We start from the raw sequence: 22,492 nt of genomic DNA on the forward strand, positions 1-22,492 counted from the left end.
TAATATATCTTTATTGTCCAGACCACCTGCGAAACCAACCAATTTTCCATTCGCCCCCACCACCCGATGACACGGCGCAATAATTGAAATCGGATTTTTGCCATTGGCTGCACCCACTGCACGAACAGCTTTGACATTGCCAATCTGTAGTGCAATCTCTTTATAGCTTCGGGTTTCACCAAACGGAATTTGTAATAAAGCCTGCCAAACTTGCTTCTGAAAATCTGTCCCCGCAAAATCCAAAGGCAAATCAAAACTCTGACGCTTTGCCGTAAAATATTCGCTCAACTGTCGTTCCGTTTCCAGCAAAATTGGATGCTGATTCTGTTCGACCAACTCAGCTAAACGTACCCGTTTTGGGTTTTCATTTTCCCATAATACGGCAACCAAGGCTTGATCATGTGCCACCAGTCTCAGTACTCCGACAGGAGATGGCATATATTTAAAAAATAAGCGCATGCTTCACCACAAAATTTGTCTATGTACAGCATTATGACGATGAAAGTTTCATCAGTACAAGTCCAGAAATGATTAAAACCGCTGCGAGCATCCGTATGGCATTAGCAGGTTCACCTAAAATCAAAATTCCAACCAAAAATGAACCAATCGCACCAATCCCTGTCCAAACCGTATAGGCAGTGCCCAAAGGTAAGGTCTTCATGGCATAAGACAGCAACGCAAAACTGGCTACCATAAACACGAGAGTTAAAATACTCGGCGTCAGTTTGGTAAAACCATCCGATACTTTCATCGCATAGGCCCAAACCACTTCGAGTAAACCTGCAACGATTAAAATCACCCATGCCATACTTAACCCACCTTCTATCGAATACAGAAACAACAAAGCTCCAAACGAAGGATCGCTTGAAGCTCGACATATTTAAATGAGTTTAGCTTGATGAAAGTTTCATCAAAATCAGACCTGATACAATCAGCACCGCAGCTAACATCCGCATAGCCGTTGCGGGTTCACCTAGAATAAAAATCCCCACCAAGAAAGACCCTATCGCACCAATTCCAGTCCAAATGGTATACGCAGTCCCTAGCGGCAATGTTCGCATTGCATAGGCCAGTAAACCAAAACTTAAAATCATGAACACAATGGTGATAACGCTGGGTGTAAGTTTGCTAAACCCTTCAGACAGCTTCATTGAATATGCCCAAACGATTTCAAACAGACCCGCAAAGATAAGAAAAACCCAAGCCATACTACCAACTCCACTTCACTAGAGTCAGGTCGTCCTGACGAATTTTCTCAATATGAGGGAGGTCGTTCCTCCTGAATATGCCTTAAATTATAGCAAAATACGCACCAAAATGAGTTATTTTTACACTTAAAAATCATTAAAGTGCAAAAGGAGTGATCTAAACCAGCAGATCACCCCTCTTTCAGCACAAATCTAGTGCAATCTCAGGTATTCACTTTAAACCTGAACATTCAACTCAAAACTTAAAGCGAATACCCATTCCATACTGCCAACCTTTCTCTTCATCGCTTTCAGCTTGCCAAGCCGTCGCTTCATTACCTTTGCCATATTCATAGGCAATGTCCACGTAAGGCATGACTTTTTTGCTGATCTCATAACGCGTCTCAAGACCGACGGCTGCGCTACTAAGACCTGTTTTTTTTGCATATTTAGAGTCATCACTAAAAATAAGATTCAGATCTAAATAAGGTTTAAAGATCAGCTTTTGAGTCAATAACAAGTCCCGCTCAGTTTCCAAACTAAATGCGGCATAGTTGTCTGCACCAGCATATACGTAGGCATCAGTTTCAAAGAAATACGGCGCTAAACCATGTAAGCCAAGCACCCCATCCACTTTTTCTTCCGTATCCCAGTCATGCTGTTCACGCTCCACTTTTTCAACTCGGTAACGTGCACCCGCCTGTACATCCCAAAAGTCTGAAATCATACGGCTATACAGTACTTTGGCATCATACTCAGCCTTATGTGATTCCTGCTTATCTGCATGTAGTTTGATAAACAGCTTATTTTCATCTGTCCCGATACGGGTTTCAAACTCAGACTTTAAACCACCATCGCCGTCTTCATTCAGCAACCATTTGTTATCAACGGTAGTGACCGCATAAATTTGTGCACCGTGCTCTTTGCGGTGATCATGCGTATGTGCTGTTGAATCATGATTTATCTGCTGCCCATGTTGTGCACTAGACTGCGGAGCAACTTGAGTTGGAATGGTCATCGCCTGATGCTGTGCATGTTGTGACATCACAGACTCAGTGGTCATGGACATATTTTCATTTGCTTCAGCAGGCATATCATGCCCTTCATGCGCCATAGCCGCAGCACTCATCAACATTAAAGAACTGCTCAATATGCTTTTAGAAAAAAGATTAATGGTGCGCATGATGATCTCCTTTCTGAGCCTTCGACTGCTTACTTGGTTGAGTTTGAGCTTGCTTCTCCGATGAAGGCTGACCTACCGCATTTTTCTGTTTCAGCATCTGAGCATGCTCATCGGCACTATGCTGATGATGCTCATGCGCCATTTCTTTGGACTGAGCTTGGCTTGTTGATTTGGCTTTTTGTTTTTCGTGCTGTGCATGAGTTTCAGCAGCCATCGCAAACGAACTAAATAAGACAGTAACAGCTAAAGTAAAGCCTGAAAAAAGATTAGTGATGCGCATGTTCATCTCCTTTTGGCTCAGCTTGAACTGCTGCTTTTTGCCCTTGAATTGGGGTGGTGGACACTTGAGCGTCACTGACATTGGCCACAATCAGTTTATTCATCATGCCTGAGCTCATGTGGTAAAGCAGATGACAGTGAATGGCCCATTCGCCTAACTCGTCTGCGGTCAGTAAAGCGGTCACTGTTTTACCTGGTGGTACAATCAACGTGTGCTTATTCGGCATATCAACGGCGGCTTGTCCATTTTCCAGTTGCATAAACATACCGTGCAAATGCATCGGATGCGCCATCATACTGTCATTGATAAATTTGATCCGAATACGCTCGCCGTACTTCACTTTCAGCGGTTCAGCATCGCTAAACTTTTTCCCATTGATGGTCCACAAATAGCGCTCCATAGTTCCACCTAAACGGACTACCAACTCGCTCGTTGCCTCACGGGTATCTTTTTGAGGTTCTAAAGATTTGAGATCGCTATATTGCAATGCCTTATCACCTTTAGGGGTAGAGGCATTCGCCCAGCCATAAACTGGTGTAACAGCTTTCTGTACCGAACTTGCTGTCGTATTCTGTTGCGCATGTCCCATCTGTGTATGATCCATCTCAGACATGGTTTCATGATTCATCTTCGAATGATCCATTTCAGGCATCGTTTCATGATTCATCTTTGAGTGATCCATTTCAGGCATTGTTTCATGGTTCATCTGTGAATGATCCATACCTGAATGTTCTGAGCCGTGCCCCATATCTTCCATGGTCAACAATGAGCGTGGACGTGGCGCAGGCATATGTATGCTCTGTGCCATTGGAGTCAACTCATTGTGTAAAGTTCCAATCGCGTAGCCTGAACGGTCAATCGACTCTGCTTCAATTTGATAATGCTCTGTTTTCGGTTCCACAATCACATCATAAGTTTCAGCAGTTCCAATCCGAAACTCATCCACTGGAACGGGTTTGACGGGTTGACCATCTGCACTGACCACGGTCATTTTTAAATGAGGAATACGGATATCAAAAAAAGACATGGCTGAGGCATTGATAAAACGCAACCGAACCTTCTCGTTCGGCTTAAACATACCTGTCCAGTTCTGCTCAGGCGTTTTACCATTAATAAGGAAGGTATAACCCGTGACATCCGACAGATCGGTTTTTAGCATGCGCATTTGGTTCCACATGGAACGGTCTTGCCATGCAGCTTTTAAGCCCTCACGCTGTACTTGTTTCCACACATCACCAATGGTTTCACGCTGATTTTGATAATACTCGGCAGAAATTTTCAGATTCTTCTGAATTTGTTCACTGCTCTGTTCATGGAAATCTGATAGCATCACCACATAGTCACGCTCGGCTTTTTCATGCTGCGCTAAAGGCTTTTTGTCTTTAGGATAAATGACTAATGCGCCATACAGCCCGTCCTGTTCTTGTCCCTTCGAGTGTGCATGGTACCAATAAGTTCCACTCTGGCGAACTTTGAACTTATAGACAAATTCGCTTTCCGGCTGAATGCCGTTAAACCCATTAAAACCCGGAACACCATCCATCAACCCAGGCAAAAGCAAACCATGCCAATGGATTGATGAGTCTTGATTTTTTAGGTTATTTTTGACGCGAATGACTGCATCATCACCCTCCTCAAACTCAAGCAAAGGCGCTGGAAACTGCCCATTGACACTAATCCGCTTGAGCGACTTTCCCGTTAAGTTAACTGGGCTTTCATCAATCACCAATTGGTACTCTTTGACTGCGGCAAAGCTCCAAGATGATGACATCAGACACACCCCAAGGATGAGGCTTTGTTTAAATTGAATAGACATGACTAAATCCTAATAATTTTAAAAATAAAGTTTTAAAAATCAGGATTAGGCTTTAGGAGGACGTAGAATTTCTTGCCAATAGCCCACTAAATGTTGAGCGTGATAGCGAAAATGCGGGGTTGATTGTGCTACAGCAGCTTCAAGCTGAACCAATACGAGGGGTTCAACATCTAAAAGTGTCAGTGTCGTTTGGCAGTGATACTGTGCACACTCCTGACACTGAACTTGTTTGCTTTGCATAACATCCGACACATTACAGTTACTCTTTGCTGCCATATCGGCTTGAGCCATATGCATTTGATGTCCAGAGGCTGGACTCGATGATTTCGCTTGATGGCAGTCTGGCATGGTTTGCATGCCTGTTGCATGCGCTGAACTTTGCTCACTGGTTGCAGCCTGCATACTGAGTTGCATCATTTGATGCATCGGCGCCGCCGAAGCTTGGGCAATACCACTCCACCCCATTACCAAGGTAATGAGTAAGACAAACCAAGAATGTGACTTGAGCAATGAACGCACAATCAATCCTATTTAGTCAGTGAATGGAAGGTGGTATCTAAGCACGATCAAATGTTTATCGCCAGTAAATGGCTTACATTTTTTAGCTGATTCCTTACAGGATAAGCAAAGAATGGCTTATACACAAGATTATAAATTTAAATTCAATGACTGTGAGGGGTTAGTCTCCCAGCAGACTTAAACAAGAAAGTTATTTTTTAAACAGTGCCATTTTTAAGCAAAGTTGAATAAAGCATCAGTGAAAATCAACTATTCAAGACATAAAAAAGGACTCAAACGAGTCCTTTTTATACATTTAATGTCTAAATACTAAACCATTGCTGTGTAAACGTTTGAATATTAATCAAGTTATCCACGTGGTTATCAACACAGATATCCACCAGCTTACCCACAAAGTTATCCACAACCCATTATGTATTTATACCTGTGAGCTTAAACCTTTACCGCACCGACTTTTGCAAGCTCTGCACGCATATCATCAATCACAGCTTTATAATCTGGTTTTCCAAAAATAGCTGAACCGGCAACAAACATATCTGCACCTGCTTCCGCAATCTCACGAATATTTGCAGGCGACACACCACCATCGACTTCTAAGCGAATATCACGACCTGAAGTATCAATAATTTTACGTGCTTCACGGAGTTTGTCTAAAGTCATCGGAATAAATTTTTGACCGCCGAAACCTGGGTTCACACTCATCAACAAAATTTGATCGACTTTATCCAGTACATAATCTAAATAATGGAGCGGTGTTGCTGGGTTAAAGACCAAACCTGCTTTTGCGCCACCTGATTTAATCAACTGTAAAGAACGGTCGATATGATCAGTAGCTTCTGGGTGAAAAGTAATAATGTCCGCGCCAGCTTCCAAGAAGTCACCAATCATACGATCGACAGGTTTGACCATCAAATGCACATCAATCGGAGCTTTGATGCCGTAATTCTTGAGGGCCTTACAGATACCCGCACCAAAAGTCAGGTTTGGCACATAGTGGTTATCCATCACATCGAAGTGAACCACATCTGCACCTGCTGCAAGTACATGTTCAACATCTTCACCTAAACGAGTAAAGTCAGCAGATAGAATAGATGGTGCGATTAAATAAGGCTTGGACATGCGTGTACCTGGCTTATACAAAAGGGAATAGAGGTATTATAGCAAATTCAGCTTTTGAACTGCAGACTTGTCAAAAAAGAAAGCCCCAAGCTTTCTAAATTTGCAACATAGCGTTGCAACATTCAACTTTCCATTTGCGATGAAACTGCTATGTTGATAGATCAATCAACGAGGTAAATATGAAAAGTACAGCAGATATTGTCACGACAGATGCAGCTCGAATTGCAAAACGACTGGTGAATCACTGGAAACACAAATTTGATATTGAACAAGAAACAACGACATTTGGTATTATCATGCCTGAAGCACGCGTGTTATTAAGCCCTCAAGCCGAGCATTTACATGTCAGCATTGAGGCAAGTGAAGATAAACTGAGTCACTTAGAACACGTCGTCTTAGATCATCTGATTCGTATGGGGCAACAACCACTTACAGCCACGTGGACACAAGTTTAAGTAAGTGGCTAAATTGAATCTGTTTAATCAACGTTGTTGCTGTTGATTAAACTGACGAATAGCTGCGATACGCTCTTGAGTCGCTGGATGACTTTGGAAAAATGAACCAATGCCACCGTCCTCCTCTTCCTTAGACTTCTCTTGTGGCTGTTTTTCTTCTTCTTCGCCACGTGCTTCGGCTTCCATACGCGCTAAAAAGTTTGCCAAATGTAAGCTGGAAATATGATTTTTATCCAGCACTTGCATGGCATACAAGTCAGCATCACTTTCAAAATTACGTGAATAACTGGCACCCACCAAAGCCACAGGCAAAGTTGTAAATAAGGCCGAACTGTCTCCCGTCACCGCAATCAACAGCACACTAAAACCTAAACTGGATAAGGCTTGCTGTAGACTATGTCGCTCAACCAAATGCCCTTGTTCATGCGCTAACACCCCAATAATTTCATGATCATCTTTGGCTAAATTAACCAGTTCATCGGTCAAAATAATCGTATTGTTTGGAATAGCTAAAGCATTGGCTCCAATTTTTCCACCTGAACGAAATAAGACTTTGGCAGGCCGACCATTGGCAACAAGATCCTGATAGCTTTTTATGATTTGTTTTTGACGTAATACGGGTACAGTCGAAGGCGCCGTCATATTGAACACTTGTTCTTGTGCTTCATCTCCCAGTTGATAAATAGTGTCCTCAGGCAGTTTCATCGCGACATAATGCGCCGCACTGGGAATGCCCCACCTTAAAATGGCGAAGATAAAAGCAGCAACAAACATCACACTAAATAAGATGAGACTTGGGGAGCGTTCTAATTTCCAAATCGAATGCTGTACACGCTTTTTGTTCAACTCAAACCAGTCAGGCAATGCTTGTGGAAATTCAATCCGTGCATCATCTTTCAACTCAATCACAGGTTGTATCTGCCCCAATGCCCCAATCAACTGCATATCGGCATAATAATAACGGCGCTGCTGCTGATTATAGCAAATCAACACCGTTTCGCGGTCAATTGGAGAAATCGTCGCTGGATAAGGCTTAGAAATCTGCCCATCGTAAAAGGTGATGTTTTGTTCCTGCATTTAAGCCTCGTTACAGCGAAATATCGATGTCAAAAATATCACTCAGCTCTTCAGCAATGGCATTCGGGTCATCTTGGGCCAAATTGTACATACGATCTGGATCATTTTTTAGGGTTAAAGTTAATGACTCAATTTGATACTGATATAAACGTACCGCAGCCCATGCCGATAACAAACCAAGCGAGAGAATTTTTAAAATCCAGTTGGTCATTACGATCCATGCATAATGCATCTGACCACAGTCCGTTTGGAAAGGACTACGCCCCAAAGTGGCTTTATTCCATGTGGTAATAAAAATTCGCGCCATCATCAGCGGCCAAATCATAAAAGCAGCAATCATATAAATCGCTGCCACGATGATCCCAAACTGGGTTGGAGAACTGCTCCCCACTTGAAGGGTGAAGACAACGAATAATCCTAAAACAAAGACGATTCCAATAAACAAAAACACCGGGACATACATGGCACGCATATAGTCAGGCCAATCGGCATGTAGCTCAAAACGTAACTGCCCCAGTTGTAAATTATCCATCGTGTATTTTTTAAAATACCAAAACAGCACTGGGAAAAATATCCCGAGGGTAAAGATGTAAATCAGAATGCCTTTCAGCGCCAAGATATAGGCTTCTTTGGTTGTGCCTGTAAAATAAAAGCGACTATTGCCAAATTTACTGTTTCTGGCACGAAAGCGAATAGTGGAACGTAGCAACCATGGCACCAATAAAAAAATCAGAACAAAACCAATCAGCGCTGCAGTCAGTGAAACCTTAGCCAAAGCTGAAGCACCAAAGTACACGCCCAATGCAATAATTCGACCAATTAAAATCCGTGTCGGTACTCCAGTAAAATCAAACTTACGCGCATAAAATACAGTGTTGCCATAAAAATAGCGTAAGCGTCTAACCTTTGCCCAAGGTGCATATAAACTGAAGGTCACAATCGTGAGTAGAATATTCACAATCCAAATGCCAAAGTACTCTCTAGCATTACCTTTGAACTGGAAACGAAAGGTCTGACCTAAGTATGTATTAGGTTCATCCGCTGGGACGACTGGCGGAGGTGGCCAACTTGCTTCAAAAGAAGCCTCTACAGGTGGCAATGATGCCTCAGAGTTTTGCATGTATACCCTATCTATTATTTTACTGTTTTATTTTTTAAGCACATCAATCAATCACCCAACCATGTTAATGCCAGTATTGGATGATTTCTAGTCAAAAATTAAGAATAAATATTACAAATCAATATTTAAGATTCAAGCTGTACCGCGTGAAACTGCAAATGGTCATCAATAAAACTTTGAATAAAGTAATAACCATGGTCATAGCCTGCATGTTCACGAAGGGTTAGTGGCTGACCCACAGCCTGACAGGCTTGCTGAAATAATGCAGGATTAAGCTGACTGTAAAATTGATCACTCAAACCCTGATCAATTAAAATATCGGCAAATTGAGCAGTTTTTGTTTGTACTAAAGCAGTTGCATCATGGTTTAGCCATTCAGCTTGATCTGAACCTAAATAGTTTGAAAATGCTTTTTCGCCCCAAGGACATTGGCTAGGTGCACAAATCGGGGCAAAAGCAGACACAGACTTAAATTTCTCAGGATATTTCAAGGCCAAGGTTAAAGCACCATGCCCGCCCATGCTGTGCCCAAAAATACCGATACGCTCAGCTTGTACGGCAAACTGCTGAATCACGAGATCATACAGTTCTTCAGCGACATAGCTTTCCATCTGGAAATGCTCAGCCCACGGCGCTTGGGTTGCATTGATATAAAAACCTGCCCCTTGCCCAATATCCCAATGATCACCTTGCGCGACCTGTTCACCACGGGGTGAAGTATCAGGCGTTACCAAAATCAGACCTAGCTGTGCTGCTAAACGCTGTGCATGCGCTTTAATGGCAAAAGTTTCTTCGGTACAGGTTAATCCCGCTAAGTAAAATAAGGCTGGACACGCTTGCCCTGCTAAAGCTTGAGCAGGTAAATAAATACCAAACTTGCTCTCACCTTGGAGGCTGATGGAATTAAATCGGTAAATACGCTGTTCACCATCAAAACTACGGTTAGATTGTACTAATTCCATCAAGGTTCCTTTTTAGATCCAAATTAAGGGGTTGCAACAGCTTTAGGTGGGAACAAGCGCTGTTCAAGTTGAGGAAGCATCAGCTCCATATTTTTACCCATCGACCATTGTGGTTCTGACGGTTCAAAACCTTGTGCTGTTTCCCATTGGCTCACGGTTTTTTGTGCTTGGCTAAACGCCGTTTCTATGCTGTTTTGCTCACGCATCGCCTGATCAAAGAACGCCCGACCAAAATAAGTATAATCGGCTTCATTGGTACATCCAAAAGACTGACGATCTGCTGCCGATGCGGTAATGATCAAAGTATTGTCATTTTGCAATGCAGGCACAAAACTACCTGAAAAACACGAGGAAATCACAATCACACGCCAGCGAATACCCGATGCATCTAAAGTTTCACGTAACCATTTCGGGTCGACCTGTGTTAAGTCTAAAGGTGCATTTTCCATTTCGAACTGGTTTGGTAAACCATGCGAGGTCATATATAAAAATAACACATCACTTTCACGGTTCATCTGCTGCCCCATACGGCGCAACGCCATTTCAATACTGTGTTTAGAGGCTATCGGAATTTCTGTCCGTGTTGCAGGATTATTCACCAGCATCATCGAACGACCCAACGTACCAAAACGGGTATCGAATTGTTCTTTAATTCGCTCGACTTCCGAACGAAATACATCTTGATAACTCGCTCCCGCTACCCCAAGGAAGTACCAATGTGACTGCGCAAATTCGCCATATTGCACAGATTCAAGTGCTTTATTTAATAAACGACTTTGTGCATAGAAAGCATCTTCTGCAAAGGTTGGTGGCGTTTCTTCTACCTTCCAAATCGGCTGACTGGTCACTGACATTTGCCAAACCACAAGAGTAAACAGCGTGGCCAAGACAATCAGAGCACGCTCCCACCATGGCCATTTCAGCTCACGGGAAAACACCCACACCACAGCCAAACTCTGCCAGACAAACAGCACCATGAACACATTCGGCAGATAGTCGTAGAAGAAATAAGGCAAGACATCAATCATGCCCAAATATTGGATAAAACTTTGTAATAACGCGATATGCGTATCCAGCACCAACCAAAGGAGTGCTGGTACCAACATCAAACGTGGATTATTCACCCGTTGAGACAGAAAAATCCCAACAATCAGGGCAATAAAGGGCCAAAGCGCATAACTGACCAAACCTTGCGGGTTAAAGTCACCAATCTCTCCTGCACTCAACCAGCTAAATAAAGTATTGGCTGAGCCGCCTAAAATCCCCCAAAAAATGAGCTGCATAATCGAAGGATGGACAATTTGCAAAGAGCGTCGTGAACCTAGAAACAACCACATCCCCGCAGTTTGGTTGCTTTTAAAATCATGCCAAAAGTTGATGGAAGGTTTGAAGTCGATCATAAGATTCTAATTAAATTGTGACTTGCGTAGGGACACACTAAGTTTATGCTTGATCAGCATTTTATCAATGATGTTTTTAACTATATAACAAATCTTTGCATACTTTTGAAGCAATCTTCCACTTCAGTCTAAGCGTTCATGCTGAAAATAGGCATCAAAACGGCATGCATCCCCCAGCCACTGATGAGTGGTTTCTTGATTTGCCAAAAATACGGCCAAGCGCGGACGTTTGACCACCACCCGTTTTGCCACTTTTTGTGCCAAGCCAAGCAGAGGATCACCCAAATCCATTTCGCCATCTTCTGGCAATAACATATGTAAAAGCTGCATTTGCTTTTTCACTTGCGCCTGTTTTTTCACTGCTTGCTGATTTTGATCCCGTTGCGGAAACATCGGGTCCAGATAAACCACATCAACCGTATTGCCCTGTTCTGCTTGTTGCTGCAAATACTGCGCTGAATCTGAAAAAACCAAGTCAATTCGACTCACCACAGAGTTTAAAAATGCATCCTGCAAAGCCTGTTCCTTACTTGACTCTAGCAAGGTGAATAAAATGGGATGGCGTTCTACTAAAGTGACATTGGCCCCCAAATATGCCATGAGCAATGAATCATGCCCAAGCCCTGCCGTTGCATCAATCAATTTCGGTTTTTCAGTCAAGTGGCAAGCACGCGCAATCATTTCAGACTTCAACGATGCACGTTTTAAGCGTGGAACTTCTGCTTTCCAATCTGGCTGCATTTTCATGCCATTGGCACAAAGCCAAAGCCCATCGGCATCGGCACACAACCCCAGTTCAGGGTGAAAACGGAAAAAACGTGCATTTAGCTTCTCGGCGACTTCGATGCTGACATCTACACCACGAGAAAAAAGCACAGCAACATAGTGCTGTGCTTTTTCTAAATGCTCTTGTTCCACATATAAGCGCATTGGGCTTACCATAACTTCCAACCTGTAAAGGCAAACAATAGAATCACTAAGCCTGAAGCGATGCGATACCATGCAAAAATCATGAAATCACGCTTCGCCACATAAGCAACTAAAGCACGAATCAGCAGTAAAGCTGAGACAAAAGAAACAATAATGCCTGTTGCCAATACGATCCAATCTTGTTGTCCATCAAACACATGTGCACTTTGGTACAAATCTAAAAGACCCGCACCAATAATTACTGGAATACCCAAGAAGAATGAAAACTCAGTCGCCGCTTTACGCGATACACCTAAGAACATCGCGCCAATAATGGTTGCCCCCGAACGTGATGTACCTGGGATTAAAGACAGCACTTGAATCAGACCAATCCACATCGCATCTTTCACACTTAGGTCTTCAACTTCATGCACGCGCTCTTGTGGTGGATGCTTTTCAATCCAAATAATAATCAAACCACCCACAATCAGACCGATGGCAATGGCAATATCATTAAATAAAAGCTCTTTCACCGTCTGACCTAAGGTCAAACCAATCAGCACAATAGGAATCGACGCTAAAATGAGTCCAACTCCGAGACGACGACCTTGGGGCTCGCCACTAAAAATGCCCGTTGCCGCCCCCCACAAACGTGCCCAATATTCATAAATAACGGCTGCAATTGCCCCCATTTGAATGGCAATCACGAAGACATCACTTTTTTCTTTGGTCCAAAAATTCATGAGTTCAGAAGCTAAAATTAAATGTCCTGTACTTGAAATGGGCAAAAACTCGGTAATACCTTCAACAATACCCATAATTGCTGCTTTGAGCAGCAGTAAAAGATCCATAAAAAACCCTAATTATGCTTTACCCTGTTCTGGGATTTTTTTCCAAGCGTTATCACGCAAATAGACTGGAAGTGCCAATTCAGCACTGACCCATTGTTGTTGCTGTGCATTCTTGCGTGCAATTGTGGCAATATCTTGCGCACTTGCGCTGATATCTTTGTATTGTATTTGTGATGGGTCAATTAAGGTTGCGCCTGAACCGACTAACGTAAAGCGAGCATAGGCCGTCGCATCAGCATAGTTTAAAAGTTGCTCTTCATTGGTCGTTTGCATGATGCCGTCTGCATCTAATTGAAAACTTGCAATATAGACCTCACTCATTCGCGCATCTAAAACTGCTGTTACTTCCATTAATCCATGTACACGATGAGCAGCTTGAGCCAGAGCCTGTAAAGTTGAGACAGGAACCACAGGTAAATCATTTGACCATGCCAAAGCTTGAGTCACTGCGGCATTAATACGAACGCCACTAAAAGAACCGGGACCACGGCTAAAAGCGATACAAGATAAATCTTCTGTCTTTAAACCCAACTGTTGAAAACCTAGCTCAATCATTGGAAGAATCGTTTGCGTTTGTGCTTTTGCGCGCGTATCCAATTGGAAAAAAAGTTCTTGATTTTCATCTACAATAGAGACGGAACACTGCTCATTTGCAGATTCCAATGCCAGCACTTTCATGCACAACCTTAATGATTTAATCTATAAAAACGTGGCTATGATACTCCACTCAAAAGCACTAGGCGAGTTGTTCTCAAAGTAGATATAAAAAAGCCTAGACAAATCTAGGCTATACTTTAAAAAGCAGATTTATAAATGTGCAGGCTCTAAGTCCATAAACTGTTTAAAGTGTTCAGCATAGTGCAAGGCACTCATTTTTAATCTGGCTGCCGCTGCTTCATCCAAAGTTTTGACGACTTTACCGGGTGAACCCATGACTAGGGAATTATCTGGAATGACTTTACCCTCAGGAATCAGTGCATTGGCGCCAATAATACAATTTTTTCCAATCACGGCATTGTTTAAAACCACCGCATTAATCCCAATCAGACTGTTATCCCCCACGGTGCAACCATGCAACATAGCTTGATGCCCAATGGTGACATAATGACCAATATTCATTTCAATTCCAGCATCGGTATGTAAAACTGCATTTTCCTGAACATTGGTAAAGTCACCCAAACGAATACTACAATTGTCTGCACGTACGACTGCTCCAAACCAAATACTGACCTGCCGTCCCAATTGAACTTGGCCAATCACTGTGGCATTTTCAGCAACCCAACCATCCCAAGGTTGATACGTGGCTTGCGGTGCATGATCTTTAAATTTGTACAGCATATCTCTTCCTTAAAATATTAAACTTACTTGGGCAACCGAAATGTCGGTGAATTGACTAAAAATGGCCATTCTTTATGGTAGTCCAAACCATATTGAAACAATGCAACTAGCATGCGTGCAGTGAGCCCCCACACAATTTCATTTTCCACCCGCATACTGGGGAAATAGAGCGACTGATGAGCAAAGCGAACTTCATAAGGCACCGCAGGTACTTCCATCAGTTGTTTTAACGAGGCAAAAAAAATACGATCAATTTCTGTCGGTTGAGCCACCAGTTCAACTTCAGGTGGAATCAGGCCAACTACGGGTTTAACAAGCATGCCATTACGGGCTTTTTGCATCGGCAAATCACCTAATAACTGTACATCAAAAGGATTCAATGCCGTTTCTTCATAGGCTTCACGTAAGGCGACGACAATATTACTGGTATCTTGAGGGTCTCTTTTTCCCCCTGGAAAAGAGACCTCTCCAGCATGATTAGACAAATAAGCTGAGCGACGAGTCAGTAGAACTTTGGGATTTGCTTCATTGGTGATCGCGATTAACACAGCTGCATCTGCCGATTTAATTTTTCTTGAAAACCGTAATTGTTGTTGCAATATGTGTGTTAATGAGTGTTCATCCATTCCACGTCATCTCTAATCTTTCTTTTTTTCATCATAGCTGAATTTCATACTGAAAAAAGAGAAATGATGCCAAAATTTAATTTTTCAGTTATGCTGAGTCTGAACTTTATCATTGATGATGAATATGGACTTTTGTAGCAATTGTGGGCAGAAAACAACTGAACAAATCCCTCTTGGTGACCATCAATTGCGTCGTGTTTGCACCTCATGTAACGCTATTCATTATGTTAATCCTAAAGTGATTTGTGGTGCACTTGCACTTTGGGAAAATAAAGTCTTATTATGCCGTCGTGCCATTGAACCACGTTATGGTTTATGGACCTTACCCGCAGGTTATATGGAATTGTTCGAAACCATGGAGCAAGGCGCTGCACGTGAAACGCGAGAAGAAGCTGAAGCTGAGGTAGAAATCGAACAATTGTATTGTATGTACAATATTCCACGTATTGGTCAAATTTACGTTTTATTTAAAGCCAATTTAGTAGATGGTAAATTTGGTGCAGGCGAAGAAAGTATTGAATGCCGTTTATTCGAAGAACATGAAATACCATGGTCAGAGCTAGCTTTTCCTAGTGTTGAACATACATTACGCCATTATTTTGCTGACCGTAAAAGTAATCTCTTTACGATGCATCTTGAAACACTGGGCACACGTTTAGACCATACAGGTTAATGTTCATAGAAATAAAAAAGCCCATCAATGATGGGCTTTCATCTTTATACTGGGTTATTTCTGTAAGACACGATAACAATCTGCTATCTCAATAGAAACATCACCTTCACGGAAAGCTGCTGCTGCGCGATTGGCAATATTATTTTTCTCATAATACGCATTTAAATACGATTTGTAGATATTGGTCCATTTCACACCCGCACCACCAAAATCACTAAGTGAAATATAAGCACTTTCATTGGCATTTGCAGAGAGTAAATTCGCCAAATTAATACGTGCCCCACCACTCACTGTAGAGCTTTGTTTCCCATTACTATCTACGTCAGTAACAATATTCGTATTTACACCAATAGCCACACCATCAATGCTTTCAAATGTTGGATTTGCCAATAGAATTCGGAACGTTACGGCTTTATTTGTTGTATCGGTTGCCCCTAATGTCCCAATCCGATATTGCACTTGATTGGTACCAGTCATCAGCGTTTCACTTGTGCTGGTCAGTGGTGTGCAAGCTGTTGCCTTATTGGTATTGGACTGCATATCGGTACGAATATCTCCCGACTCATCAATTGCAATTCCTAAAGTCACTTTTTCACTCGAATCTTTGCCAGTAAAAATCAAATTAGCATAAAGCGGGAAAATATATTTCTGACCAGATTCAACATTATTTTTAGACTTAAAAACATCATTATCTAAATAGCCAATCGGGAAAATCTTAAATACATCAAAGGAACCCTTAAAAATATCCGTACCATAATTTTGTTGCCATAAACCATAAGAAGATGGGCTACCTGTTGTCGACTTCGTAAGTTGCTTGTAGAAACTCTCTGTTCCAGCAATCATATAATCGTTAAAAAGCTTGCCCTGATTAATGGTAAAGTCACTAGAATCTGGGTCACTCAAATTAAATTTAAAGGGTTGTTGAATGCTTTTAGTCAACGGGCTAATCCACGATGTTTGCGCCAATGCATTCATTTTGACTGGTTCAATATTTTTCAATAAATCAACAGTGACACTCGTTGCCAAATCGCTCCCTAGTTGTTGTTTTAATGGACCACGCCACTGTACCCCTGAGCCAAAAGTATAACCTTGCCGATCCGTTAAGATTAAAAAACTACCAATTAAATGACGAAGGTTAGCGGGATTACTTTTACAGTCAGTAGCATTACAGCCATATAAGCCTTGCGGTAAGCCAATCCCTGTACTTTCAGACAATGCATTTGTAAAGATTGGAAAGTCGGCTTGATAAGTCGCTGAATTATTCATCAGAACCAATGTTTGCACCACTTTAAAAGCATCATCATTACTAATTTGACTGACATCTATCCATGGTTTAATTTTATCTGCATAAGCTCCTGACACATAATCATCTGCAGAAATAGAAGCTAAAAGTTTAGAAAGCTCTTCTTTCTTAGCAGTTGGGATACTAAAAGGTTGCACATCTCCAGCTACCCCTGCACTACGCTCTATTCCAAGTGCCTGAAAAATTTTTGCTAAAGACATCGCAATTTGTACAGTTTTATCTGCCGGACTTAAACTCGCTGCAGCTATACCACTATTGATAGCTTTTGCCATATTTAAAATACTGACACGGGGAAGAGCCGCTGAAACAGTACTTACATTACCAATCTCAGACAAGGGAACTGTACCAAGTTCAACTTGCTTATCTGAACTTCCTGTCAAGAAAAAATGAACTTTGTCGCCTTCAGAGCAACGCCCTGTTGCTGCATTGGTTTTCGGTTCTATGAGTGTGATATAGGTATTATCAGGATCGCTACTACAAACAAAATTGATCCCATCAATAGGATAGTCTAAAGCAAACTCAACACAATTTTTGTCCTGAACTAAGCAACTGCCATTAACAGAATTCACGTGGTTTGGCTCTGATTTCACATTTGCACTTTCACCACCACAACCCGTCAACGCAACCATCAAGGTGGACAAAGTAAACGGCCATAACATTTGTTTTTTCATTTTCGTACTCTATTTATTTTTAGCGAATTGCGATGAGTTTTAACTGTCCATGATTGGTTAACACTTTATGCTCAACATCTATAGCTGAGGAAAGTGGGGTCAAAAGTAAATAATGACTTTGCTCAGGTACATGTAGAGTTCCTGCGATCATTCCATGAGATAACATTGAAGATGAGTTCTCATCGTTTTTAAATCCCCCCGCTCCCTCAATGACACAGGCCTTTTCATCTAAAAACACAGCAAAAGGCCAATAAAAGGTAGGATCATTTTGTCTTGAGGCATAAGAATTCAATTGTATATTTTGAACATTGTTCTCAATTTTGATAATTTCGAACTCAAATTTTTCTTTTAACGGTTTTTTTGGCCAAACGTTAATATCACGATTAAACTGCAAAGTTTTGGCTTTCTCCACCTTCTTATCGTTAAAACAAATTTGTCCCAAACTCTCAATCGTGTCTTGTTTAGGCATTCTGTAATATGTCGATGCAAGCACAATCGGTACTAAGTTTTCTTTTTGTTTCGGTTTCAATATGGAGTTCAGAACAGACTTACTTACCCCTTTTTCTCGTTCAATAACCTGAAAGCGGGTAGCTCCTGTTTTATGATCAATGACCCCCTCAGGCATAGTATAAAAACGTTTTTTACCCTCCAAATTAAATTCACGATCTTCCAAATATTCATTTCGTACATACTCAGTACCATCCATTTGGTTAAACATTGTTGACGGTACAGGTGCCACTTCATTGGCTACCGCAGCTGTGGTATTTGCTTTGATCACAACAGGTTGAGTTATTTGTAAAGCCTCTTGCTTTGCCTTTACCAACGGACTTTGCTCGACCGTTTTTTGCTGTCCTTGAAATTGGTTTTCATGCTGTAGCTGTTCAGCATGAGGAGGAACTGAGGGATCTACTTGTTTCACTCTAGGAACACCCTTAGCTTGGGTTACACCTGCTTTAATCGTATGTGCTTGCTGTTTAATCACTTGTTGTTGAGGTTTCAATGGTACTGACTGTGGTGAAGACGTAGATAGACTAGATTGAGGTATGACTAGGTTTACCTCTGGCTTCATAACGTCTATACGTTTGGTTTCTTGCAGAGGTCGCTTCGCTTGCACCTCATTTGCTTTGCGTTGAACAACCATCGGTCTTCCATCTGGACCAATAATCGTAAAAAACTCGCCCGCAAAACCAATACTAAAAGCACAGCTCAAGATATAAAATGATGTAGACAATAAAATCCGTTTTCTTGTATTCAATGTGCTTACCACCTTGATCTATAGTTCAACCCTAAAATCGTAATGGTTGTATCTGTTTTTACATTCAAACCCGCGTATGGATTTAATAAAATATTATTCACCCCAGTCTGGTTCGCTAAACTACTGGTATTTGCTGGAATTTTATCTCGGCTTTGTAAAAATCCAATCGACAAATCCACATCGGTATCTGCATCAAACCGATAACCTACACCTAAACCAAACAAACGTGCATTATTAATAGGAACCATAGTGTTTCGCTTACCATCTGGAATTGCACTGGTGCGTGGCTCATAACCAGCACGGAGCTTCAAACGGTCTGTAACGGAATATTCAAGCCCTATACCATAGTTCCATGGTGACTCAAACTCCAAAGGCAGTGCCAAACTATTATCTGTAATATTTGCCGAAAGCAGTTTTGCAATTTTGAGTGCTGAAACTTCACGATCGAACTCAAACTTAAACTTATTCCATGCTCTATAATCAGTCCAACCGACATCAATATTCACTTGTAAATCAGGTAAAAGCTTATACTTAATCCCTGTTTGGAAATGTGCAGGATATTCCAACTCCATTGACACTAAACCAGACTCACTTGCTGGTATAGAGTTTGGAAAACTTAAAATTGCAGCTAAAATTTGCCCTGTCGGGGATGACATTAAACCGTTAATCAACTCACGTGGTGCTTTCGTATTTTCAATGTGATAGCGACCTTTCATCCTCATTTTGGCAGCACTCTGATAAACCACACCAAAGCTAAAGTCTTCTGTTGGCTCCCAAAGCACACCTAGGTTATAGGATGGACTCAGTGTCTGCTCAACTGAAAGATCTAATTTTCCAAAAAGCCCAAAAGGATTCATTCCCTCTTTGGCATTACACATACCCAATAATAAAATATCGGTAATCACATCTGAATTTTCTTTGAATGGTGTACATACAACATCATCTATCATTCTTAGCATCCCAATTAACTCATTGGGAAAACGCAAATCATTTTTCAATGCTAGCGCTTGATATGACATACCGATTGAACCACCAATCGAAAGTTGATCATTGATTTGATAAGCCATAGATGGAGATAAATATGTAATCCGCTCTAACGCAACCTGTTGCCCCATAAAGTTACCAGGATTGCCATCTTCAGCCCCAAAGCCTGCAATTAAAGGTGCATACATTGCGGTTGCAAATGTCATTTTGGATCCAGGAGGGGTATAGGCAATACCCGCCGTAGGGGCAGCAACTGGCATACCTTTACCTAAGTCCACCATTTTCTTTAAGCCTGGGACATATAGGCTTGGGTATTCAACATCTCCTCGAACTGGGCCTTTAAAATCAGTACAAATATCAGCATCAACCTCAGGTCCATCGTTACAGACCATTGGGTCATCAGAATAACCAAAAACGTTATAACCAGCTGGAACAGTAAATTCTCGCTCGATATTAAAATCAGCAACAATTCCTTGTACATCTGTCTGCAAGCCTTCAATCTTGGTTAAGGCTGCTGGGTTAAAATGAATCGCACTGATTCCAGGAGGATCAGCGGTCACAGCATTCCCCATGGACAAAGAGCGAATATCAACTGATAGGTTTTGCCCTAAAGCGGCAAAGGTAACACTAGAATAGCCCGTTAATAATATGGCAGACACCAAAGGGCTAAGTCGAAGATTGTTCATACGACTGCCCTTTTATTTAAGCTTTTTTCCAAAACCAAGAATATCTAACGGGAAAGATAAACCGAGTGATACATCAGGTGCATCTTCGGTCAAACCTAGACCGACCGTGCCATTCACAATTGTTTCAGGTGAAACACGTACACCAAGTGAAATAGCAAACGTTGAACTGGTTTGATCTGCTGGGGAATAACTTTCACCAGAGCTATACTTAAACTCCGCACCCGTATTGAAACTCTGTTGGTAGGACATTGTCATTGATACATCGTAGTTAAACGAGTAAGCAAAACCTACGGCAAAACCACCACTAATTCCAGGTTCAAATTCTTCAATCACGCGGCTACCACGGCGCTGATCTAAACCAGACTCTTTAAAACCATAGTTAGCAGAAACGGAGGCAAACAACACCACAGGATCAATATACTTACGTGTACTTGCTCCAACACCTGCCGAATAATATCCTTTACCCGTTGCTAAGTCTGAAGTGGCATTAATTTCATAAGGACTATCGCCTGTTTTAGTCGAAATATTACCGAATAAAATCAAAGGTAGACGACCAGCTTTAAGTGGGAAGGGTTCCCAACGAGCACCAAAAGAAATATCCCCTAGCCCAGCCGTAGAGGTATCTTTTAATAAATCTGTTTTAGCAACCAAAGGCAATGAAGCCGTTAAGGTTAAGTTATCTCTCAAACCATATTGGGCTGTGAAGGTATTGGTCAAACTATGAGTTGCATTTTCTTGGACACGAAGCTGATAAAGCTGTCCTTGTGCCATTTCCAGATCGAGTTGAGTATCTCGGTAGTAGGTATAATCAATGTCGTAATAAGATGAAATTTCACCTTGTTTAATCAATGAATATTGACGTTCATTAGAAGTAAATACTTCTTGAAGATTCGTCTCTTTGGTTGCATCTCCTTCCTGTTGTTGTAAAGCAGAAGAAGCTGCTTGCTCATTACTGCCACTCTGAGCAACCACTTGTGCTTCAGATACAGTAGTATCTTGAGGCTGAACAGTCGCTTGTTCTACTGCAACATTCTCATTGACAGCTTCATAGCCCCCCAAAGTTGGTTCTTCTGCTGCATAAGCCACCCCAAGAATCATCTGCACACTTACTGCGAGCAGTGTCTTATTCATCCATTTATTCATGATTGTCCCTTTACCTACCACCAATTGTTCTTGTTTTAATTTTTTTCACACTTTATTTGTTTTTGTAATAAAGCCTGAGAAAATTATATGTCGGCTGTCCATAGTATTCCGACTCTTTATTTTTATTGCGCTCTAGGCGAATTGTTGAGGCCCGATCAGCTATTTTTTCCATGTAATGTTGAGGGTATTGGATATCGACCAATGCATAACGATTGACAGTAGCATCATCGACATGTCGCATATCAGCCTCTTGTAAAGCCAACATATTTTTTCGTTTCTCAGGGGCTACATTAATTAAAAACAGTGTGTTGTTTTCCCAAATATCCTTAAAACGCTGCTCATCAAAACTAATGTTTCCCAGTGCAGGATCAGCAACATACACTCGACCATCTTTATAGCCCTTATACACAACAAAGTGCTTAAAACCGGCATAAGAAATTGGAACAATGGCTGGTTGACCCTGTTTAATCAGATCCTCAAACTCCCCTTTATATCCTCCACTTTCTAGACCAAGTGCAGTCACAAAACGCTTCATATCCAATAAAGAAAAACTACGACGTTCAATGATGCGCTCATACTCCCCATAGCGAAGCAAGCCATCCATAGTTTGCTGTTCTGTAAGTTGAGCACCGACATAACCATTAATGAGTGTCGTCAGTGCAGCTGAACCACAACTATAGTCATAGGCTTGACGAACAATGCCTCGAAATTGGTCTTCGACAGCAGGATTAATTAAGACTGGTTCATGGTGCATTCTTGTAAAAGATGCATTCCGAGAATCTAGAACTTCAGTATAGTAAACCGCTTCCGCAGGTTTCTTCTTTATATCAAAGGCTTCGGTGGCAAAGTAATACATCATTGCTGAGCCCAATGCGATCTCTAACATAGCTTTTACTTTTTTTAATAATTTAGGCATCCCGCCCATTTTTTGTTTT

Annotated in this window: 24 protein-coding genes; 2 read left to right on the forward strand and 22 right to left on the reverse strand. The window is 41.6% G+C overall.

Annotated elements, in window-relative coordinates; genetic code table 11:
• From DPG01_RS14745 to rpe, 8 genes are all read right to left on the reverse strand, one after another.
• Nucleotides 1-459: methylated-DNA--[protein]-cysteine S-methyltransferase (locus tag DPG01_RS14745; RefSeq protein WP_110975624.1), on the reverse strand; the 459-nt coding region annotated here is incomplete at its 3' end.
• A gap of 31 nt (nt 460-490) precedes the next feature.
• Nucleotides 491-808 (reverse strand): quaternary ammonium compound efflux SMR transporter SugE, encoded by a 318-nt coding sequence (gene sugE / locus DPG01_RS14750; RefSeq protein ID WP_110975625.1) that lies wholly within the window; start codon nt 806-808, stop codon nt 491-493.
• 82 nt (nt 809-890) lie between these two features.
• Nucleotides 891-1,208, reverse strand: a complete 318-nt coding sequence (gene sugE / locus DPG01_RS14755) for a quaternary ammonium compound efflux SMR transporter SugE (protein WP_110975626.1) — start codon at nt 1,206-1,208, stop codon at nt 891-893.
• A 235-nt stretch (nt 1,209-1,443) separates the two neighbouring features.
• Complete coding sequence (locus tag DPG01_RS14760) at nt 1,444-2,370, reverse strand: copper resistance protein B (RefSeq protein WP_110975627.1); 927 nt, start codon at nt 2,368-2,370, stop codon at nt 1,444-1,446.
• Entirely contained in the window at nt 2,357-2,650 is a 294-nt protein-coding gene (locus tag DPG01_RS14765; RefSeq protein ID WP_110975628.1) for a hypothetical protein, read from the reverse strand. Before DPG01_RS14765 ends, DPG01_RS14760 begins: the two co-directional genes overlap by 14 nt.
• A complete protein-coding gene (locus DPG01_RS14770) occupies nt 2,637-4,466 on the reverse strand; it encodes a copper resistance system multicopper oxidase (RefSeq protein WP_110975629.1) in 1,830 nt (609 codons plus the stop codon). Before DPG01_RS14770 ends, DPG01_RS14765 begins: the two co-directional genes overlap by 14 nt.
• Before the next feature lie 45 nt (nt 4,467-4,511).
• The gene (locus tag DPG01_RS14775) at nt 4,512-4,985 is read right to left on the reverse strand and encodes a hypothetical protein (RefSeq protein ID WP_110975630.1); all 474 of its coding nucleotides are present in this window, start codon (nt 4,983-4,985) and stop codon (nt 4,512-4,514) included.
• A 432-nt stretch (nt 4,986-5,417) separates the two neighbouring features.
• Nucleotides 5,418-6,104 (reverse strand): ribulose-phosphate 3-epimerase, encoded by a 687-nt coding sequence (gene rpe, locus DPG01_RS14780; protein WP_110975631.1) that lies wholly within the window; start codon nt 6,102-6,104, stop codon nt 5,418-5,420.
• 179 nt (nt 6,105-6,283) lie between these two features.
• Here rpe and DPG01_RS14785 point away from each other — a divergent pair, with 179 nt between their 5' ends.
• The gene (locus tag DPG01_RS14785) at nt 6,284-6,559 is read left to right on the forward strand and encodes a DUF2218 domain-containing protein (protein WP_086210769.1); all 276 of its coding nucleotides are present in this window, start codon (nt 6,284-6,286) and stop codon (nt 6,557-6,559) included.
• A gap of 27 nt (nt 6,560-6,586) precedes the next feature.
• Here the strand turns inward: DPG01_RS14785 and DPG01_RS19080 are convergent, their stop codons facing one another.
• The 9 genes from DPG01_RS19080 to DPG01_RS14830 all read right to left on the reverse strand — a co-directional run bounded on the left by DPG01_RS19080 (nt 6,587) and on the right by DPG01_RS14830 (nt 14,842).
• Nucleotides 6,587-7,264 carry a M48 family metallopeptidase gene (locus DPG01_RS19080; RefSeq protein ID WP_416346135.1) on the reverse strand — a complete coding sequence of 226 codons (678 nt, stop codon included), beginning with the start codon at nt 7,262-7,264 and terminating at the stop codon, nt 6,587-6,589.
• Between the two features lie 382 nt (nt 7,265-7,646).
• Nucleotides 7,647-8,756 (reverse strand): YjgN family protein, encoded by a 1,110-nt coding sequence (locus tag DPG01_RS14795; RefSeq protein ID WP_086210771.1) that lies wholly within the window; start codon nt 8,754-8,756, stop codon nt 7,647-7,649.
• A 125-nt stretch (nt 8,757-8,881) separates the two neighbouring features.
• Nucleotides 8,882-9,718 carry an S-formylglutathione hydrolase gene (fghA, locus tag DPG01_RS14800; RefSeq protein ID WP_110975633.1) on the reverse strand — a complete coding sequence of 279 codons (837 nt, stop codon included), beginning with the start codon at nt 9,716-9,718 and terminating at the stop codon, nt 8,882-8,884.
• Nucleotides 9,719-9,741: 23 nt separating this feature from the next.
• Nucleotides 9,742-11,118 (reverse strand): C13 family peptidase, encoded by a 1,377-nt coding sequence (locus DPG01_RS14805; protein WP_078426258.1) that lies wholly within the window; start codon nt 11,116-11,118, stop codon nt 9,742-9,744.
• A 123-nt stretch (nt 11,119-11,241) separates the two neighbouring features.
• A complete protein-coding gene (locus DPG01_RS14810; protein WP_086210773.1) occupies nt 11,242-12,060 on the reverse strand; it encodes a class I SAM-dependent methyltransferase in 819 nt (272 codons plus the stop codon).
• Complete coding sequence (locus DPG01_RS14815; protein ID WP_086210774.1) at nt 12,054-12,878, reverse strand: undecaprenyl-diphosphate phosphatase; 825 nt, start codon at nt 12,876-12,878, stop codon at nt 12,054-12,056. The genes DPG01_RS14810 and DPG01_RS14815 overlap by 7 nt, the downstream gene beginning before the upstream one ends.
• Before the next feature lie 12 nt (nt 12,879-12,890).
• The gene (gene tsaB, locus DPG01_RS14820) at nt 12,891-13,556 is read right to left on the reverse strand and encodes a tRNA (adenosine(37)-N6)-threonylcarbamoyltransferase complex dimerization subunit type 1 TsaB (protein WP_110975634.1); all 666 of its coding nucleotides are present in this window, start codon (nt 13,554-13,556) and stop codon (nt 12,891-12,893) included.
• A 129-nt stretch (nt 13,557-13,685) separates the two neighbouring features.
• Entirely contained in the window at nt 13,686-14,216 is a 531-nt protein-coding gene (locus DPG01_RS14825) for a gamma carbonic anhydrase family protein (protein ID WP_086210776.1), read from the reverse strand.
• Between the two features lie 23 nt (nt 14,217-14,239).
• On the reverse strand, nt 14,240-14,842 hold the full coding sequence (locus DPG01_RS14830) for a CoA pyrophosphatase (RefSeq protein ID WP_086210777.1): 603 nt from the start codon (nt 14,840-14,842) through the stop codon (nt 14,240-14,242).
• 124 nt (nt 14,843-14,966) lie between these two features.
• On the opposite strand from DPG01_RS14830, the gene DPG01_RS14835 reads away from it, so the two are divergent.
• On the forward strand, nt 14,967-15,515 hold the full coding sequence (locus tag DPG01_RS14835) for an NUDIX hydrolase (RefSeq protein ID WP_162622349.1): 549 nt from the start codon (nt 14,967-14,969) through the stop codon (nt 15,513-15,515).
• A gap of 54 nt (nt 15,516-15,569) precedes the next feature.
• Here the strand turns inward: DPG01_RS14835 and DPG01_RS14840 are convergent, their stop codons facing one another.
• From DPG01_RS14840 to DPG01_RS14860, 5 genes are read right to left on the reverse strand one after another with little or no spacing between them, the layout of a single operon-like run.
• Nucleotides 15,570-17,489 (reverse strand): flagellar protein FilF, encoded by a 1,920-nt coding sequence (locus tag DPG01_RS14840; RefSeq protein ID WP_110975635.1) that lies wholly within the window; start codon nt 17,487-17,489, stop codon nt 15,570-15,572.
• 19 nt (nt 17,490-17,508) lie between these two features.
• Nucleotides 17,509-18,744 (reverse strand): putative pilus assembly protein FilE, encoded by a 1,236-nt coding sequence (gene filE / locus DPG01_RS14845; protein WP_162622348.1) that lies wholly within the window; start codon nt 18,742-18,744, stop codon nt 17,509-17,511.
• Between the two features lie 5 nt (nt 18,745-18,749).
• The gene (locus DPG01_RS14850) at nt 18,750-20,414 is read right to left on the reverse strand and encodes an OmpP1/FadL family transporter (RefSeq protein ID WP_110975636.1); all 1,665 of its coding nucleotides are present in this window, start codon (nt 20,412-20,414) and stop codon (nt 18,750-18,752) included.
• Between the two features lie 12 nt (nt 20,415-20,426).
• Nucleotides 20,427-21,557, reverse strand: coding sequence for a hypothetical protein (locus DPG01_RS14855; RefSeq protein WP_171327435.1), 1,131 nt, complete (start codon nt 21,555-21,557; stop codon nt 20,427-20,429).
• Between the two features lie 52 nt (nt 21,558-21,609).
• Nucleotides 21,610-22,443 (reverse strand): C39 family peptidase, encoded by an 834-nt coding sequence (locus DPG01_RS14860; RefSeq protein WP_110975643.1) that lies wholly within the window; start codon nt 22,441-22,443, stop codon nt 21,610-21,612.
• Nucleotides 22,444-22,492 lie beyond the last annotated feature (49 nt).

Source organism: Acinetobacter sp. WCHAc060042 (genome assembly GCF_003231195.1).
Taxonomy (GTDB): Bacteria; Pseudomonadota; Gammaproteobacteria; order Pseudomonadales; family Moraxellaceae; genus Acinetobacter.

Bases quoted from the DNA above. Each gene is read 5' to 3' on its own strand.
- DPG01_RS14835 (WP_162622349.1), top strand. From the start codon at position 14,967: ATGGACTTTTGTAGCAATTGTGGGCAGAAAACAACTGAACAAATCCCT.
- DPG01_RS19080 (WP_416346135.1), bottom strand. From the start codon at position 7,264: ATGAAACTGCCTGAGGACACTATTTATCAACTGGGAGATGAAGCACAA.
- sugE (WP_110975626.1), bottom strand. From the start codon at position 1,208: ATGGCTTGGGTTTTTCTTATCTTTGCGGGTCTGTTTGAAATCGTTTGG.
- DPG01_RS14770 (WP_110975629.1), bottom strand. From the start codon at position 4,466: ATGTCTATTCAATTTAAACAAAGCCTCATCCTTGGGGTGTGTCTGATG.
- rpe (WP_110975631.1), bottom strand. From the start codon at position 6,104: ATGTCCAAGCCTTATTTAATCGCACCATCTATTCTATCTGCTGACTTT.
- DPG01_RS14760 (WP_110975627.1), bottom strand. From the start codon at position 2,370: ATGCGCACCATTAATCTTTTTTCTAAAAGCATATTGAGCAGTTCTTTA.
- DPG01_RS14825 (WP_086210776.1), bottom strand. From the start codon at position 14,216: ATGCTGTACAAATTTAAAGATCATGCACCGCAAGCCACGTATCAACCT.
- DPG01_RS14765 (WP_110975628.1), bottom strand. From the start codon at position 2,650: ATGCGCATCACTAATCTTTTTTCAGGCTTTACTTTAGCTGTTACTGTC.
- DPG01_RS14785 (WP_086210769.1), top strand. From the start codon at position 6,284: ATGAAAAGTACAGCAGATATTGTCACGACAGATGCAGCTCGAATTGCA.
- DPG01_RS14815 (WP_086210774.1), bottom strand. From the start codon at position 12,878: ATGGATCTTTTACTGCTGCTCAAAGCAGCAATTATGGGTATTGTTGAA.
- DPG01_RS14840 (WP_110975635.1), bottom strand. From the start codon at position 17,489: ATGAAAAAACAAATGTTATGGCCGTTTACTTTGTCCACCTTGATGGTT.
- sugE (WP_110975625.1), bottom strand. From the start codon at position 808: ATGGCATGGGTGATTTTAATCGTTGCAGGTTTACTCGAAGTGGTTTGG.
- DPG01_RS14830 (WP_086210777.1), bottom strand. From the start codon at position 14,842: ATGGATGAACACTCATTAACACACATATTGCAACAACAATTACGGTTT.
- DPG01_RS14805 (WP_078426258.1), bottom strand. From the start codon at position 11,118: ATGATCGACTTCAAACCTTCCATCAACTTTTGGCATGATTTTAAAAGC.
- DPG01_RS14860 (WP_110975643.1), bottom strand. From the start codon at position 22,443: ATGTTAGAGATCGCATTGGGCTCAGCAATGATGTATTACTTTGCCACC.
- tsaB (WP_110975634.1), bottom strand. From the start codon at position 13,556: ATGAAAGTGCTGGCATTGGAATCTGCAAATGAGCAGTGTTCCGTCTCT.
- DPG01_RS14795 (WP_086210771.1), bottom strand. From the start codon at position 8,756: ATGCAAAACTCTGAGGCATCATTGCCACCTGTAGAGGCTTCTTTTGAA.
- DPG01_RS14855 (WP_171327435.1), bottom strand. From the start codon at position 21,557: ATGAATAAATGGATGAATAAGACACTGCTCGCAGTAAGTGTGCAGATG.
- DPG01_RS14810 (WP_086210773.1), bottom strand. From the start codon at position 12,060: ATGGTAAGCCCAATGCGCTTATATGTGGAACAAGAGCATTTAGAAAAA.
- DPG01_RS14850 (WP_110975636.1), bottom strand. From the start codon at position 20,414: ATGAACAATCTTCGACTTAGCCCTTTGGTGTCTGCCATATTATTAACG.
- fghA (WP_110975633.1), bottom strand. From the start codon at position 9,718: ATGGAATTAGTACAATCTAACCGTAGTTTTGATGGTGAACAGCGTATT.